Here is a 16189-nt window from a genome sequence, read left to right as displayed (position 1 = left end):
ACCGTATATTTGCACCCGCTAAAAGATCATTGATCTGAAGTAAAATGGCCTCGTGGCGCAACTGAATAGCGCACTTGATTACGGCTCAAGAGGTTACAGGTTTGAATCCTGTCGAGGTCACTAAATTAAACTCACAAGAGCATCAAAACCTTGTAAATCTTATGATTTGCAAGGTTTTTGTAGTTTTTGGGCAATCATATTATTTGATATAATATGTTTTAATATGACCACAAAGCGGTCAACAAAAATTACTGCGGTCAACGTGTTGACCGATTGCTTTAAAACACTGAACCATAGTTGATTTGACATTCGTCGCATAAAGTTTAACCTTTAAAGACGAACAACTATGAAGTATGAAAACACATTCTCCATCCTATTCTGGATAAATGCTTCACGTGCAAAAAATAACGAAGCTGAAATCTATGCGCGTGTTACCATTAATCAAAAGCGGGTCAATATCAGCTTAAAACGCAAGGTCCTTATTGATCAATGGGATTCTAAAAAGAAAAAGGTCAAAGGTTCTTCAGCAGCAGCTCGTCAACTGAATCAGTACATCGACCAGACGTACACCAAACTATTCCAGATATATCAAGACTTAAAGTTTCAGGAAAAACTGATTACTGCTAAACTCATCAAGGTTCACTACACAGGCGAGAATGAGCAGTCCAAATCACTTCAAAACCTCATCGAATACCACAGTAAAAAAATTGAAAACACACTGGCTAAGGGAACGATTAGGAATTTTGGAGTAACAGAAAACTACCTCAACAAATTTCTAAACACAGCCAAGAAAACAACGGACATCTAGTTAAAAGAGCTCGATTATAAATTCGTGTGCGACTTTGAAAATTATCTAGCCAATTACTGGCCAGCTGGCCATCCAAAAGCCTTAAGTCAAAATACCGTGATGAAACACATTCAGCGCCTACGTAAAATGGTGACGCTGGCCTATCATATGGAATGGATCCGACGGGATCCATTTGTAAGGTGGAAGCCTGTTTATGAAAAGAAACAACGTGAATTTTTATCGGTAAATGAGCTTTCCAATATGGAAAATTTTGAGTTTGCAAGTGAACGCCTAGACAGAGTTCGTGATTTATTTGTCTTCAGTTGCTACACTGGTATCAGCTACGTCGATATTATGAACTTGACTAAGGACAACTTGGTGCTTGGAATAGATGGCGATAATTGGATTTATACCAAACGGCAAAAAACAAAATCATCTGTAAAAGTGCCACTCTTAGGTAAAGCGGAAGACCTTATTGCCAAATACCAAGGACACCCAATGATTGAAGTAACCAGATCGTTATTACCAATAATTACTAATGAAAAGCTCAACGTTTATCTAAAAGAAGTGGCACACTATGTTGGCATTAAAAAAAACCTAACCTTTCATATGGCACGACATACATTTGCTACTACCATCACGCTCTCAAACGGTGTGCCTATTGAAACCGTTTCTAAGCTATTAGGTCATAGCAAGATCGCCACTACTCAAATTTATGCACGGGTATTAGAGAATAAGATCAGTGATGACATGACCGCACTAAAAAGTAAACTAAGAAGTCATAGTAACTTAGATAATTTATCAAAGGCATTGTAACATCTGTTACTGAATCAAATATCTTAAGGGAATATTTTTGAAATAAACATAATCGTAGTGAAGAGATCATATCTATACAGTCTTTTATTTCTGAAATGTCCGCGATGTAGACAAGGAGAATTCTTAGAAGCAAATCCATACAAGTTTTCAAAAATGAACCATGTGTGTGAACGCTGCCCAAAGTGCGATTTAAAATACTCCATTGAACCTAGTTTTTATACTGGTTCCATGTACGTTTGTTATGCTGTGGGTATAGCCTTTGCAGTCGCCACTTATGTTATTCTATTAATTCTAGGAATGGCAGACGACCCTTTGACCATTTTTATTTCGATAGTGTGCATACTAGCATTGACTTTTCCATACATTGGTGCAGTATCTAAGTCCATTTGGGCACATTTATTTTTTAAATATGATCCAAAAATTGCCAAAGAAGTAAATAATGATACAAGAAATTAAAACGCATTACGGGTCTTTATTTGAGCCTGCACTTATTGAAGAAATAAATCAAGTGGCAACGTTTATGGATGTACCAGATGGTCAAGATCTAATCAGACCAGGACAATACATAAAATCAATGCCTTTATTACTTTCTGGTAGTATCAAAATAATGCGGCCTGATAGTGATGGTGACGAGTTACTATTATATCATCTAGAAAAGGGAGATACCTGTGCAATGACCATGACCTGCTGTTTGGGTAATACAAAAAGCGAGATACATGCTGTTACAGAAACACCAGTAAAGCTATTGATGATACCTATTGGAAAAATGGAAGAATGGTCTAGTAAATATAAAACCTGGCGCAACTTTGTATTTTCCAGTTATCATGAGCGTATGATGGAGATGCTTGAAAGTATTGATAACATTGCGTTCAATAATATGGACGAACGACTGGAGAAATACCTTGAGGATAAAATTAGTATTTTAAATAGCAAGCATATCTACACTACCCATAAAGATATTGCCAGTGATCTTCATACAAGCCGCGTTGTAATTTCACGATTACTTAAAAGGATGGAAAATGATAATAAAATAAGGTTGCACCGCAGTTTTATTGAAGTCATGTAACATCAGTTACCGTGTGTAGAGATACCTAAAGATAGATTTGTCATATAATAAATAGACAAATGGAAATCATAGAAATTCTTGGGTACGTTGGAGCTCTTCTTATTGGAGTGGTTTTAGGATTAATTGGCGGTGGCGGTTCTATATTGACGGTTCCCATTCTAGTCTATGCCCTGATGCTTAATCCAGTGGTAGCGACAGCATATTCACTTTTTGTTGTAGGAGCCACGTCCCTTGTAGGTGCTATTAAGAATATGATGAAAGGGATGGTAGATTTTAAAACAGCTATCATCTTTGCTATACCAGCTTTTATCGCAGTATATCTTACAAGAGCATTTTTGATACCAGCTATACCAGTAGAACTTTTTGAAGTAGGCGATTTCATGGTTACCAAAAACCTGGTGATCATGTTATTTTTTGCCATCATCATGTTATTGGCTTCCATCTCGATGATACGCAACAAGCGTAAAGAACTTGAAGAAGATGTTGAAATCACCTACAATTATCCACTTATTGTGATTGAGGGTGTAGTAGTAGGGACAATAACAGGTATAGTAGGTGCTGGCGGAGGCTTTCTAATCATACCTGCACTGGTTCTACTAGCAAAATTACCTATGAAAAAAGCGGTGGCCACTTCCCTTTTCATTATTGCCATAAAATCGTTGATCGGTTTTCTGGGCGATGTTCAAAATTTGGATATTGATTGGGCTTTCCTGCTTTCGTTTTCGGCATTATCCATCGTTGGAATCTTCCTTGGCATCTGGCTCAACAACTTTATAGACGGCAGCAAATTAAAAAAAGGATTTGGTTGGTTCGTTTTAGTTATGGGAGTTTACATCATTTATAAAGAACTAGTTAAGTAACCTGTGTTACTCTCTGGAATTATTTCCTATTTTAATTTTAGTATGACAATATCGCTTTCGCGAAAGCGTAAAAAAGAATAACAAATTTCAAATTCTATAATTATGAAAATCGAACAAATTTATACCGGATGTCTGGCGCAAGGGGCCTATTACATTGAAAGTAAAGGTGTAGTGGCCATAATTGACCCCTTACGAGAGGTGCAACCCTATATCGACAAAGCAGAATCAAATGGAGCAACCATCAAATATATATTTGAGACTCACTTCCATGCAGATTTCGTTTCGGGCCACGTGACGTTATCAGAAAAAACTGGTGCACCTATCATCTATGGACCCAATGCAAATCCTAGCTTTAAAGCGATAACCGCAAAAGACGGTCAAGAGTTCAAACTGGGCGACCTCACATTTGTGGTCCTGCACACACCAGGCCATACCATGGAAAGTACCACCTATCTATTAAAGGACAAAAACGGGAAGGACTATGCGTTATTTACAGGAGACACCTTGTTTTTAGGAGACGTGGGACGACCAGATCTTGCGCAAAAAGCAGCACATATGACGCAAGAGGAACTTGCGGGCACTCTATACGATAGTTTAAGAAACAAGATCATGCCGCTATCAGATGACGTGACCGTATATCCAGCACACGGCGCAGGCTCTGCCTGTGGTAAGAATATGATGAAAGAAACCGTAGATACCTTAGGGAATCAAAAACAGATGAACTATGCCCTGCGGGCAGACATGACTAAAGAGGAATTCATAAAAGAAGTGACAGATGGTTTACTACCACCACCTGCCTACTTCCCTATGAATGTTAAGTTGAATAAGGAAGGTTATAGAGATATTGATGAGGTTATCGCACAAGGCGAGAACGCTCTATCTCCAGATGCCTTTGAAGCGGCGGCTAATGAAACAGGAGCCGTAATGCTTGATACGAGACATCAAAACGATTTTGCTAAAGGGCACATTCCTGGATCCATTTTTATTGGTATCGACGGTAGTTTTACCCCTTGGGTAGGTGATTTAATTAAGGACGTAAAGCAGCCCATCCTATTGATTGCAGATAAAGATCGTATTGAAGAAGTCATCACGCGTTTGTCCCGAGTTGGTTTTGACAATACGTTGGGATATCTTGATGGTGGTTTTGAAGCTTGGAAAAAAGCGAGTAAAGAATATGACACGGTAACTTCTATTCCAGCCGCAGAATTTAAACAAGCTGAAAAAGACGCTCAAAATGAAATGACTGTTTTCGATGTTCGTAAGAAAAGTGAATTCCTAAGCGAGCACGTTTTAAATGCCCACAATACACCTCTTACCGAGATCAACGACCACTTAGCAGAGTACCCTGATAATGAAACCTTCTATGTGCACTGTGCAGGTGGCTACCGCAGTATGATAGCTGCTTCTATTTTAAAAAGTCGCGGTATCCATAACTTAATAGATGTTCAAGGTGGTTTCAAGGCCATCAAGGAAGCAGGAGTAGAAACCACAGACTATGTGTGCCCGTCTACCTTAAAGTAAGATTAATTGGTACAAGGATCATGAAGTGGCAATTACTTACCGCTTTTTGTTTTGAGTTTCTTTTTAAACACAAGCGTTGTCATCGCTCTTTCATCTTGAACATTAGTGGTTTTAATAGGTTCAATGAGTTCTATATCAAACTCCTGTACCAAGTTATCAATCCTTTCACGAGTTAAATAATACGTACCTTTTTGTCCATTTTCCTTATACATTAATTTTGGTGCGTTACCGTCTAACCCAATATTTGATGCCATCCTAATGAGCAACGAGCCATTTGGTTTGAGTACACGAACCAGCTCATCAAACATTGCGGTAAACTGGGCTTCGCTTTGAGCAAAATGCAAAACAGCACAACATATGATATGATCAAAATTGTTATTGTGGTAGGGTAACTTTTCTAAATTTCCAACATTAAAATTTTTGGCAGATTTTGGGTATTCCGCTTTCGCGAAAGCGAGAACATTTTCATCTGTATCTATTCCATAAATATCGAGATCATTGGCATAAAACCACTTTAAATTACGACCTCTACCACAGCCTGCATCTAGAATGGAAGGTCGATTTGTATAACGTCCTTTCAAGATTTGGTCAATTATGTAAATATCAACACCGCCTATTAAATTAAAGGTCTCCTGGTAATTCATAAGCTGTTTTTATGGTCAGAAAAATAGATTGATTTTATCAGGTTTATGTAACACCTGTTACCTAACAAGGTGCCGATTATCCTTAATTTTAGATAACAATATTAAAGCAAATACTATGGAAAATTCAGAATTAGGCAATGTAAACCCAATGCCTAGAATCGGTGATCAAGCACCAGATTTTAAAGCGAAAACAACCAAGGGAGAAATCCAAATGTCAGATTTTGCAAAGGACAAATGGATAGTGATGTTCTCACATCCAGCAGACTTTACGCCTGTCTGTACTACTGAGATGAGCGGTTTTGCAATTCGTAAACAAGAATTTGACGCTCTCAATACAGAACTACTGGGACTAAGCATTGATAGTATTCACTCACACTTGGGTTGGGTGAATAATGTAAGGGAGAACACGGGAGTTTATTTTGATTTCCCCATCATTGCAGACATTGACATGAAAGTTTCAAAACTCTACGGGATGTTACAACCCAACGAGAGTGAGACTGCAGCTGTAAGAGCGGTATTCTTTATAGATCCAAAAAAGAAAATTCGTTTAATCATGTACTACCCACTCAACGTAGGTAGAAACATGGACGAGATCTTAAGAGCGTTGGAAGCTTTACAGGTTTCAGATGAGCACGGCGTGGCTATGCCATTAGACTGGAAGAAAGGTGATAAGGTCATTATACCACCACCAAAGACTTTAGATGAGATGAATGCTCGCATTGCTGATAATACTTGTGAAAAAGTAGACTGGTATATAGCAAAAAAATCACTTTAAGTTATTAGTCTGTTTCAATTAAGGTTGGTAGTAAAGAAGCGACGGTAATCGTCGCTTTTTTTTATGCCATGGTAACAATGATTACTTAATTGAAGGATCACACGGCATAACTTTACTAATGAACAAATAATTATTAATAATATCAAAATCTTGATCATGACTTTCTTAAGCTCAATCTTTGGCGCTAACGCGCAAACTGCCCCTAACCTAAGCATCCTTTCAGCATCAGAGTTTAAAGAGGCAATTACAAACGAGAATGTTCAATTAGTAGATGTACGCACTGCAAATGAATTTAAGGAAGGTGCCATTGAAAATGCATTGAACATAGACTTCTTCCAGCAGGAAATTTTTAATGAAGAATTTAGCAAGCTAGATAAAAATAGGCCTGTATATCTCTATTGCCGTTCTGGTAATCGTAGCCAGCAGGCAGCTAGAAAATTAGACGCATTGAGGTTTGAACAGATTTATGACCTAAAGGGTGGTTACATGGCATGGCCATATAAAAAATAGAATTATGAAGACGACTCTCCAATTACAAAATGTAAAATGTAGCGGCTGTATCAATGGCATCGCGGTCAAGCTACTGAGAATAAACGGCGTCAATAGTGTACAAATGGCCGCTGATGGCTCTGAGGTAACGTTGACATACGACAGCGTTAATGATCTTGCTATTGCAGAACGTACATTGATCCAGATGGGCTATCCACCAGTAGGAATAGAAAATACGATATCCAATAAAGTAATGTCTTTTATTAGCTGTGCTACTGGTAAAATAAATATGAGTTTATGAAATATTTCATCATTTTATTTTCGCTTATACTGCTCAACAGCTGTCATCAAAAGCAAAAATCATCATATCAATCACTCACCACGGTAGATACTAATAAGGGTCCAGTTAATGATGGAAAGCTATTGATGGAGCAGAAGTGCTATTCATGTCACAATTCCAGTACAGATCACAAGGAACGTATAGCATCACCAATGGTCGCGATAAAATCACATTATCTTAATGATAGTACTACTAAAGAACAGTTTGCAAATGCTATCTGGAATTTTGTGCAGCAACCTAGTCAGGAAAAATCAAAAATGAAAGGTGCCATTAGACGTTTTGGCTTAATGCCCTATCAGTCATTTGAAGAGAATGAAATCCGCGCGATTGCAAATTACATGTACGATTACAAGGTCGACGAGCCAGAGTGGTTCAAAGAGCATTTAAAAGATGGCAAGGGCAAAATGAATTATCATAATGACGGAATAAAAGTAGGTGCTATTAATAGGGACCAAAAGAAAACACCAACAGAAAAAGGGATGGAATATGCTTTAAACACCAAAAAGGAACTAGGTAAAAATCTAATGGGCACCATCCAAAAAAAAGGAACTCTTGAGGCAGTTTTATTTTGTAACGCACGCGCCTATCCCTTGACAGACAGCATGGCAACCGCTCAGAATGCTAGAATAAGAAGGGTGAGTGACAAAGCTAGAAATCCGCAGAACGCAGCTAACGATAAAGAGTTAAAGGTTATTGAACAGTTTAAAAAAGCAGTTGCGAATGGCGAAGACTATCTGCCTATAACAAAACTCGAGAACGGGCGCCATGTTTTTTATTATCCCATAATTACAAATTCTATGTGCTTGCAATGTCACGGTAGTCCTAATAAAACAATAAACCCTGAAGTGATTGCAACCATAAGGAATTTGTATCCTAATGATAAGGCGATGGGATATGACATAAACGAAGTACGCGGTATATGGGCTATAGATTTTGATAACACCAATGCAAAATGAAGTTATTGGGACTTATAGGCGGCACATCCTACCACTCTACCGTTGTGTACTATAGAAAAATTAATGAAATGGTAGGCGAACAGATAGGTGCACAGGGTAATCCACCCTTGTTATTGTACAGCATGAATATAGAATTGATGCGTTCCCAAAATACAGAGAAAATCAATGCATCATATCTTGATACTGCATTAAAACTGGAGAAAGCAGGTGCAGCAGCTATAGTTATCTGTGCAAACACACCCCATATGGTGTATGATTTTGTAAAGCCCCAAATAAATATACCAATCTTACATATTGCAGATGCAATGGGAACAGAAGCTAAAAAAAGAGGCCTTTTTAAATTAGGTTTACTGGGCAACCGGCCGACGATGACCAAAGGGTTCATCCCTAAAATATTAAACGAAAAATACCAAATAGAAACCATCATTCCAGAGACAAAGTACCATTCACTCGCACATGATTACATTTCTTTAGAATTGACGCAAGGGATATTCTCAGAGCAAGCAAAAGATTTTTTTCTCAATCAAATACAATTACTTAAAAAACGAGGTGTGAATGGAGTCATATTGGGATGCACAGAGCTACCTATCATCATTAAAGAAAGTGACATCAATATACCGTTACTTTCTACTACAGATTTGCACATAAAGATGGCAGTAGACTTCATTTTAAGTGCATAAGTAAACTTGATGCGAACCAACTATAGTTGGTTTTTAATGAAAGAGCAGCTCTAGATGACCTGCTCTTTTTATTTCTAAAATATCAGGTTGTGTAACTCGGGTTACGCCCTGTGCATCAAGCATTCAATAATTTTACTCTTGAAACAATTACAGATGCACTATAGATTATTAGTAACGCTCTTATTATTTACAATATCTGTTCAGGCACAGAGAGAGCGATATGAGCACAACAGCAGTTGGAATACCTTATCTATTAAAATGGACGTAAAAGAACGCTTGTTTGTAAGATCTGAGTTTAATTTCCGTAGGACTAATTTTATTAAAGATTGGGAGCAAATTGTTTTAAGACCCTCTATCGAATATAGATTGGATAAGTCTATAACAGCGGCAACAGGATATTCCTACATCAAAAACTATAGTTATTCAAATTTTTCCACGCCTCTTGATTTTAAAGAGAATAATCTATGGCAACAACTATTCATACAACACAGCATCAATCAATTTGAGATTTCCCATAGGCTTCGGTTTGAAGAGAGGTTCAGAGAAACAATTGATTCAACAGATAATCGTCATATCATTTCAAAAACAGACTACTCTGGACGATTGCGATATCGCCTAATTATTACCATACCGCTATTTAGTGCAGATAACATTTCAGTGTTAGCCTATGACGAGGTCTTTCTCGACTTTCAAAAAAGATTTCAACCCCAAAAAATAGATCAAAATTGGATCTTTCTAGGATTACGCTTTCGCGAAAGCGAACACATCACTATCTCCTCAGGTTTTCATCGTATCAATATACCTAGGGAAAATAGTTCCATAACCAATAATATCTGGGAAACCAGTATAACCTATACCCTATAAATGAAAACGGTATTTTTCCTGATTATTTCTCTATGCGCAACGCAGGTATCACTAGCGCAACAACATCATCGCATTGAACAACAGACGAATACAAAGGGGCTGCGTATAGCCGCTATTATAGGTCATACTTTCATCAACAGCGATGGGATCGACGGCAACTTATATATCCCTTCTTGGGGTCTTGATCTAGATTATTGGTTCAACCATCAATGGGGCATTGGTCTGCATAATGATGTTGAAATAGAAAACTTTGTAGTTACTAAAAACAATAATGAGACTATTGAACGTGTGAATCCATTAGTCTTAACGCTGGATGGACTTTATCACTTAGATAATGGTATTGTAATCAGTCTGGGGCCAGGTGTAGAATTAGAAAAAAATGAATCTTTTTTTCTGGCTCGAGTGGGCATAGAATATGAATTTGATATAGCAAATGGATTTTATGTAATGCCCACATTATTTTATGACCAGCGTTTTGACGGGTTCAGTACAACAACATTTGGATTAGGTATTGGTCATGCTTTTTGAAAAATTAGAAAAAAGAGATCTGTAACAACAGTTACACATATTCTGATTAGAGCTATTTACATTTAAGAGAATTATAAAGACATACTATGGCAACGCATCATCAAGTACTGATCATAGGCGGCGGGACCGCTGGAATTATGACCGCAGCTCAACTATTACAGCAAAAAATATCCAATAGCATCGCTATCATTGAACCTGCAGAAACGCATTTTTACCAACCCGCATGGACTCTAGTGGGAGCTGGTACCTATGACTATGAAAAAACTGGTAAGCCCATGGCATCGATTATGCCTAAGGGTGTCAAATGGATTAAGGATAAAGCAACCGGTTTTGATCCTGACAATAACGCAGTTTTAACTCTCAATCATGGCGCTGTCACGTATGACTATTTAGTAGTTGCACCAGGTTTAGCCTATGACTTTAGTCTTGTGCTAGGTTTAGGCGATGCCATGGACAAAGGTGTTGTATGTAGCAATTACACAGATCCAGTCCACACGTGGAATGTGATAAAGAACTTTAAGGGTGGTACAGCATTATTCACACAACCTACAACGCCCATTAAATGTGGCGGCGCGCCTCAAAAAATAATGTACTTAGCAGATAGTCACTTCAGAAAAACAGGTGTTAGAGATAAATCTAATGTAGTTTTTGCCACTGCGGGATCAGTGATTTTTGGAGTCAAGGAAATTGCGAAAACTCTCATGAAAGTGGTAGACCGCAAAGACATCAATCTTAGGTTTCATCATAAGCTGGTGGCCGTAGATGCAGAAAAGCAAATTGCCTGGTACGAACTGGCAAAGGATGTAACAGCTGGTGGTTGTGTGGTAATGTCTGGCCAAGACGAAGGAAAATTTATTGACAAGGCATTTCAATATAATTATAAAGATGTAAAAGTAATTCGTGATGGGAAACGCTACGGTATTCATTACGATATGCTTCATACCGCTCCACCTAGTGTAGCACCTAAATTCGTCAAAGAATCCGTTTTAGTCAATGAAGCTGGTTGGGTCGATGTGAACAAGCATACCATGCAGCACAATAAATTTAAAAACATCTTCAGTTTAGGTGATGTTGCTGCCTTACCTACAGCAAAAACAGGTGCGGCAATTAGAAAGCAAGTCCCAGTTGTTGTGGATAATATTAACTTAATGATTCAGACAGATAAATTAGGTTCTAAATCTTATAATGGTTATTCATCTTGCCCTCTAGTCACTGATTATGGAAAGATGGTACTGGCAGAATTTGATTACGACAACAACTTCACACCAGACCCTAAGCTCAAACAAATGTTTATCTCAGACAGTTCAAAAGAGCACTGGCGTTTATGGATGCTTAAAAAATTCATGCTTCCCTATCTATACTGGAACAAGATGTTGAAGGGTATAGATGTGTAAAACTTAAAAGCAAAGGGATATTTCAGAAGGTCATGAATTTACATCGTGACCTTTTTCTTTTTGCGCTCAAAAAGAGAAAGTAAAACAGTATGGTTAGTAGAATAAAAATAAAGCCTCTAACTACAGCTGTAGTTAAATAAAGTTTTCTTGTAAATACCATCTCTTCTACAATTATAGTTGCGTAATTTAAAAATCAGAATTCGCAAGTAGTCAAGCAATGCACTTTTGAGGCTCCCACCTTTCTACCATCATGCTACTGCAATCTTTACTGGAAATAAGTATCTCTTGTTACACTTTAGTTAAAAGTTGATTTTTAACTTTAGAGTCAAATTTAAAGCCCCCATGGACACAGAAATCCTTGCTAGAATTCAGTTTGCCTTTACTATAGCTTTTCATTATATCTATCCACCTCTAAGCATAGGTCTTGGGTTGATCATGGTGTTCTTTGAAGGGATGTACTTGAAGACTGGCAATAAACAATATGAAATACTGACACGATTCTGGTTAAAGATTTTCGCAATAACATTTGGGATAGGTGTTGCCACCGGTATCATCATGGAATTTGAATTTGGTACCAACTGGTCGGTATACTCAAGGTATGTAGGTGATATTTTTGGTAGCGCGCTTGCGGCAGAAGGCCTATTTGCATTTGGTTTAGAAAGTGCATTTTTGGGCATCTTATTATTTGGGTGGAATCGGGTGTCGCCCAGGGTGCATTTTATATCAACCATTGGAGTATTCTTAGGCTCCATGTTTTCTGCCGTGTGGATAGTGGTAGCAAACAGCTGGCAACAAACTCCAGCCGGTTATCACATTGTAGGAGAAGGTTTCAATGCTCGAGCTGAGGTGACTGACTTCTGGGCCATGGTATTTAATCCTTCCAGTGTTGATAGAATCATTCATGTATGGCAAGGGGCTTTTTTGGCAGGGGCATTTTTAGTTTTAAGTGTCCATGCCTATTATTTACTTAAAGGACGATATGTAGAAATTTCTAAAAAGGCGTTCAAGATAGCCTTGGTTCTAGCCACTATCATTTCATTGACGCAACTTATTTCTGGCCATAGCTCTGCAGATGGTGTTGCCGTAAACCAGCCAGCAAAACTTGCCGCTATGGAAGGACATTATGAAGCATCAGCACCGGCAGATTTGTACCTATTCGGTTGGGTGGATAATGAAACCCAAGAAGTCACAGGTGTTAAAATCCCAGGCGGTTTATCATTCCTCGTGCATCAGGATTTTCAAGAGCCTATTACTGGACTCAACGCCTTTCCTAAAAGGGATAGACCTAGTCAGGTAAATGCCGTATTCCAATTTTATCACATTATGATTTCCATAGGCATGATCCTTATAGGTCTAACACTTTATGCCAGTTTCCTGTGGTGGCGTGGGACGCTATTTGATAAGAGATGGCTCCTTAAGTTTTTTGCATTTTCAGTGCTTCTACCCCAGATAGCAAATCAAGTCGGTTGGTTCTCTGCAGAGATGGGAAGACAACCTTGGATTGTATACGGGCACTTAAGAACGGACGAAGGTTTCTCACAGGAAGTCTCTTCCAATCAGATTCTCTTTTCGTTGATTTTATTCTTAATAGTGTATAGCATACTTTTTCTTCTATTTCTTTACTTCATGAATAAGAAGATCAAACATGGCCCTTATGAAGAAGCGCAAAATCCAGACGAATTTTTGAAACACGTATAACAAATCACTATGGAAACTTTTTTAGGACTGGATTATCCCACGCTGTGGTTTTTAGTTGTCGGCTTATTGTTCTCTGGCTATGCCATTCTAGAAGGATTTGACTATGGTGCAGGTGCCTGGCACTTATTTTTCAGAAAGGATTTGAGCAGACGTATCGCCATCAATGCAATAGGACCACTTTGGGACGCAAATCAGGTATTTTTGGTCATAGGTGGTGGTGCATTGTTTGCAGGTTTTCCAGTCATGTATGCTACCATGCTCTCATCGATGTACGTGCCATTTATGTTATTTCTTATGCTTCTGGTTTTGAGGTCCATTTCCATCAAATTTAGAAGTGCAGAAGAAATGCCCTGGTGGCGCAAAACATGGGATATTGTCTATTCCCTTTCCAACATTTTGATCTCCTTTTTATTAGGTGTCGTGTTGGGCAATATTATTCAAGGGTTTGCAATAGGTAAGGATCTAAGCTTTGAAGGAGGTATTTTCTTTCACTTTCTATCGCCCTATGCCATAATGGTAGGAATAACTACAGTAGCTCTATTTATGACGCAAGGAGCTATATTTTTATTGCTTAAAACAGAAGGCCGCCTACATGCTAGGTTAACTTTTTTACTCAAGAGAGGTATGATATTTTTTATTGTTAGTTTTTCTGTAATGTCTTTGTATACCCTCATTTTTGTAGAAGGTGTTACAGAAAATTTTAAAGAGCAACCCATATCGTTCGTTCTCCCTGTCTTGGCGTTGCTGGCAATAGCAAATGTGCCTAGACTTGTTTCAAAGAAAAAATACATCAATGCATTGGTGTTCTCTTCTTTGACCATGTCCTTTTTGTTAATGCTGGTAGCTTTTCAACTTTATCCAGTATTGCTGCCATCCTCCATCGATCCTGAATATAATGTAACGATCTATAATGCAGCTTCTTCACAAAAATCGTTGGGAATTATGTTGACCATCGTATTGATTGGTGCACCACTGCTTGCTGGATATTTCATCTTTCTATATAAAACTTTCAACGGTACCGTAAAGCTGGATGATACTAGTTATTAAATATGGAATAAAGTAACTATTGTTACAATTTCGCTTTCGCGAAAGTGTCATATTTGACAGAAATAGTAAAAATGAATTGGATTTATGAACCGTGGCCTTGGTATGTAGCAGGACCACTTATCGCATTGACCATGTTCATTTTGTTGCTTCTGGGCAAACAATTTGGAATGTCTTCAAATTTGAGGACAGCTTGTGCGACTGTAGGTGCTGGGAAGGCTGCAGGTTTCTTCAAATTTGACTGGAAAGCAGAACGCTGGAATCTTATGGTCGTGTGGGGCGCAGTAGCTGGTGGTTTTATCGGCTCAAATTTTATGAGTGACAATAAGGTCCCGATCAATCCAGAAATAGCACAGCAGCTTCAGACTGAATATCGTATTGAGCTCACGAAATAAATGAAAAACCACACTCCATTAAAGAGTGTGGTTTTTTGATTTCTTGAGGTTTTGTAATTACCATCTTTCGTGGCTGATTCTCTTGTGTGGTGAGACAGCCTCAACAAAAAAATCCAGTAAGGCACTGCCCTACTGGATTTGTATTGAAAATCAAGTTACTCTATTGAATAACGATTTTTCTAGTGATACTGTTGTCGTTGGAATACACTTTCAAGAAGTACACACCGCTGTTTAAAGCGTCAACATTAATCTGGTTGCTGTTCCAGTCATTAAGTGCTTTTACTCTTTTTCCCAATACGTCAAAAATTTCTGCACCTGTTATGGCTTCTGGTCCATTGGAAACCACATTAAGAAAAGACGTGGCTGGGTTAGGATAAATGGAAAGGCTAGTGAAAGCAAAAGACTGTGAAGACGCCACGTCTCCACTCTGACCAAAATTAAGCGCTCCTATATTGTTCTCTACAATTGCTCCTGCAAAAAAACTTGGAATCACTCGACCATCGGTAGAAGAGAACTCGTATTGAGTTCTTTCAGCATTTCTACTGTTGACATCGCCGCCTACCCAATCAGAAGTAGTTTCATCATCAGTAACGGTATATCCATTGCTGTTATTAATGCGTGCAGCATAATCATATTCATCTGTACTTGTCATCACCACCGTGGATCCTGGAAGCGTGATGGTCGTGTTGCCTGGATTTTCTTGTACAAAATTAATCTGTCCATATACGATTTCGCCGCCATCATCGTCAGAAAACCCGATACTATCATAGATGGTCCAGCTTGCAAAAACATCTCCATCTGGTGTACCATCGTCGTTTGAGTCAATATCATCACTTGATTCTGGTTTGACGGGAGCATTGATGAGCATAAAAGTATGACTCTTGTCTTCCAGCGTTCCATCGGTAACATCTAAAAGTACGGCAGCATCAGGATCAATGGTGTAATCATTCCCAGTGGATGCGATCACTAATATTCCATTTGAACCTAAAGAAATGCCACCTAGCGGAATAATACCACCTTGTGAAAACGTGTTATCTCCACTAGAACTAGGACTATCAGACTCTACATCACCTGGATTATTGTCGATGTCACCTTCAATTTGAACTAAGTAGGTTCCTTCGGGAAATGTACCACCGTTAGGGCCTCTCAACTCGATGTATTCATTAGGGAAGTCGTCTCCTGGAGGCGCCACAAATATTTCGTTTATGTAATATTGGGCAGATGCTAATTGTGTCGCCATAAATGCAGCAACTAAAATGAGTAATGTTTTTTTCATAATAAATGGTTTAACTGTTTAGTAAAATGAATTAACGGCCTGGTGCTTTCAATTAT

17 protein-coding genes, 1 tRNA gene and 2 pseudogenes are annotated in these 16189 nt (G+C 38.4%); 18 read left to right on the top strand and 2 right to left on the bottom strand.

The annotated features are described in order from the left end of the window. Positions 1-46: 46 nt before the first annotated feature. The 7 genes and pseudogenes from BST86_RS01985 to BST86_RS01960 all read left to right on the top strand — a co-directional run bounded on the left by BST86_RS01985 (position 47) and on the right by BST86_RS01960 (position 5050). Positions 47-120, top strand: a tRNA-Arg gene (locus BST86_RS01985). A 226-nt stretch (positions 121-346) separates the two neighbouring features. Then, entirely contained in the window at positions 347-808 is a 462-nt protein-coding gene (locus tag BST86_RS15120) for an Arm DNA-binding domain-containing protein (RefSeq protein ID WP_317046501.1), read from the top strand. A 12-nt stretch (positions 809-820) separates the two neighbouring features. Next, positions 821-973 (top strand): annotated as a pseudogene (locus BST86_RS15115) (phage integrase SAM-like domain-containing protein); the annotation flags it as partial. Then, positions 956-1603 carry a site-specific integrase gene (locus BST86_RS15110; protein WP_317046555.1) on the top strand — a complete coding sequence of 216 codons (648 nt, stop codon included), beginning with the start codon at positions 956-958 and terminating at the stop codon, positions 1601-1603. The pseudogene BST86_RS15115 and the gene BST86_RS15110, both read left to right, overlap by 18 nt. A 439-nt stretch (positions 1604-2042) precedes the next feature. After that, a complete protein-coding gene (locus BST86_RS01970; RefSeq protein WP_105981794.1) occupies positions 2043-2669 on the top strand; it encodes a Crp/Fnr family transcriptional regulator in 627 nt (208 codons plus the stop codon). 59 nt (positions 2670-2728) lie between these two features. Then, a complete protein-coding gene (locus BST86_RS01965) occupies positions 2729-3529 on the top strand; it encodes a sulfite exporter TauE/SafE family protein (RefSeq protein ID WP_105981793.1) in 801 nt (266 codons plus the stop codon). A 102-nt stretch (positions 3530-3631) separates the two neighbouring features. Next, positions 3632-5050 (top strand): MBL fold metallo-hydrolase, encoded by a 1419-nt coding sequence (locus tag BST86_RS01960; RefSeq protein WP_105981792.1) that lies wholly within the window; start codon positions 3632-3634, stop codon positions 5048-5050. 32 nt (positions 5051-5082) lie between these two features. Here BST86_RS01960 and BST86_RS01955 read toward each other — a convergent pair whose 3' ends face one another. Then, positions 5083-5694 carry a class I SAM-dependent methyltransferase gene (locus BST86_RS01955; protein ID WP_105981791.1) on the bottom strand — a complete coding sequence of 204 codons (612 nt, stop codon included), beginning with the start codon at positions 5692-5694 and terminating at the stop codon, positions 5083-5085. A gap of 115 nt (positions 5695-5809) precedes the next feature. Here BST86_RS01955 and BST86_RS01950 point away from each other — a divergent pair, with 115 nt between their 5' ends. The 11 genes and pseudogenes from BST86_RS01950 to BST86_RS01900 form a co-directional block, all read left to right on the top strand. Further along, the gene (locus BST86_RS01950; RefSeq protein ID WP_105981790.1) at positions 5810-6469 is read left to right on the top strand and encodes a peroxiredoxin; all 660 of its coding nucleotides are present in this window, start codon (positions 5810-5812) and stop codon (positions 6467-6469) included. Between the two features lie 156 nt (positions 6470-6625). Further along, positions 6626-6979 carry a rhodanese-like domain-containing protein gene (locus tag BST86_RS01945; RefSeq protein ID WP_105981789.1) on the top strand — a complete coding sequence of 118 codons (354 nt, stop codon included), beginning with the start codon at positions 6626-6628 and terminating at the stop codon, positions 6977-6979. A gap of 4 nt (positions 6980-6983) precedes the next feature. After that, positions 6984-7259: a heavy-metal-associated domain-containing protein gene (locus BST86_RS01940; protein WP_105981788.1), complete on the top strand. Its 276-nt coding sequence runs from the start codon at positions 6984-6986 to the stop codon at positions 7257-7259. After that, complete coding sequence (locus BST86_RS01935; protein WP_105981787.1) at positions 7256-8254, top strand: Tll0287-like domain-containing protein; 999 nt, start codon at positions 7256-7258, stop codon at positions 8252-8254. Before BST86_RS01940 ends, BST86_RS01935 begins: the two co-directional genes overlap by 4 nt. Then, a complete protein-coding gene (locus BST86_RS01930) occupies positions 8251-8934 on the top strand; it encodes an aspartate/glutamate racemase family protein (RefSeq protein WP_105981786.1) in 684 nt (227 codons plus the stop codon). Before BST86_RS01935 ends, BST86_RS01930 begins: the two co-directional genes overlap by 4 nt. Before the next feature lie 138 nt (positions 8935-9072). Next, positions 9073-9798 (top strand): DUF2490 domain-containing protein, encoded by a 726-nt coding sequence (locus tag BST86_RS01925; RefSeq protein ID WP_242446440.1) that lies wholly within the window; start codon positions 9073-9075, stop codon positions 9796-9798. Next, complete coding sequence (locus tag BST86_RS01920; protein WP_105981784.1) at positions 9799-10326, top strand: hypothetical protein; 528 nt, start codon at positions 9799-9801, stop codon at positions 10324-10326. It begins immediately after the preceding gene. 86 nt (positions 10327-10412) lie between these two features. After that, positions 10413-11720, top strand: a complete 1308-nt coding sequence (locus BST86_RS01915; protein ID WP_105981783.1) for an NAD(P)/FAD-dependent oxidoreductase — start codon at positions 10413-10415, stop codon at positions 11718-11720. Between the two features lie 342 nt (positions 11721-12062). Continuing rightward, positions 12063-13418, top strand: coding sequence for a cytochrome ubiquinol oxidase subunit I (locus BST86_RS01910; protein ID WP_105981782.1), 1356 nt, complete (start codon positions 12063-12065; stop codon positions 13416-13418). 9 nt (positions 13419-13427) lie between these two features. Continuing rightward, positions 13428-14465, top strand: coding sequence for a cytochrome d ubiquinol oxidase subunit II (gene cydB, locus BST86_RS01905; protein ID WP_105981781.1), 1038 nt, complete (start codon positions 13428-13430; stop codon positions 14463-14465). Positions 14466-14536: 71 nt separating this feature from the next. Beyond that, a pseudogene (locus tag BST86_RS01900) lies at positions 14537-14836 on the top strand (YeeE/YedE family protein); the annotation flags it as partial. 181 nt (positions 14837-15017) lie between these two features. Here BST86_RS01900 and BST86_RS01895 read toward each other — a convergent pair. Beyond that, a complete protein-coding gene (locus BST86_RS01895) occupies positions 15018-16133 on the bottom strand; it encodes a T9SS type A sorting domain-containing protein (RefSeq protein ID WP_105981780.1) in 1116 nt (371 codons plus the stop codon). Between the last annotated feature and the right edge of the window lie 56 nt (positions 16134-16189).

This window comes from Nonlabens agnitus (assembly GCF_002994045.1).
GTDB classification, from domain to species: Bacteria; Bacteroidota; Bacteroidia; order Flavobacteriales; family Flavobacteriaceae; genus Nonlabens; species Nonlabens agnitus.
Note: the sequence above shows the minus strand (reverse complement) of the source record. Positions and strands in the feature narration are given on the sequence as shown.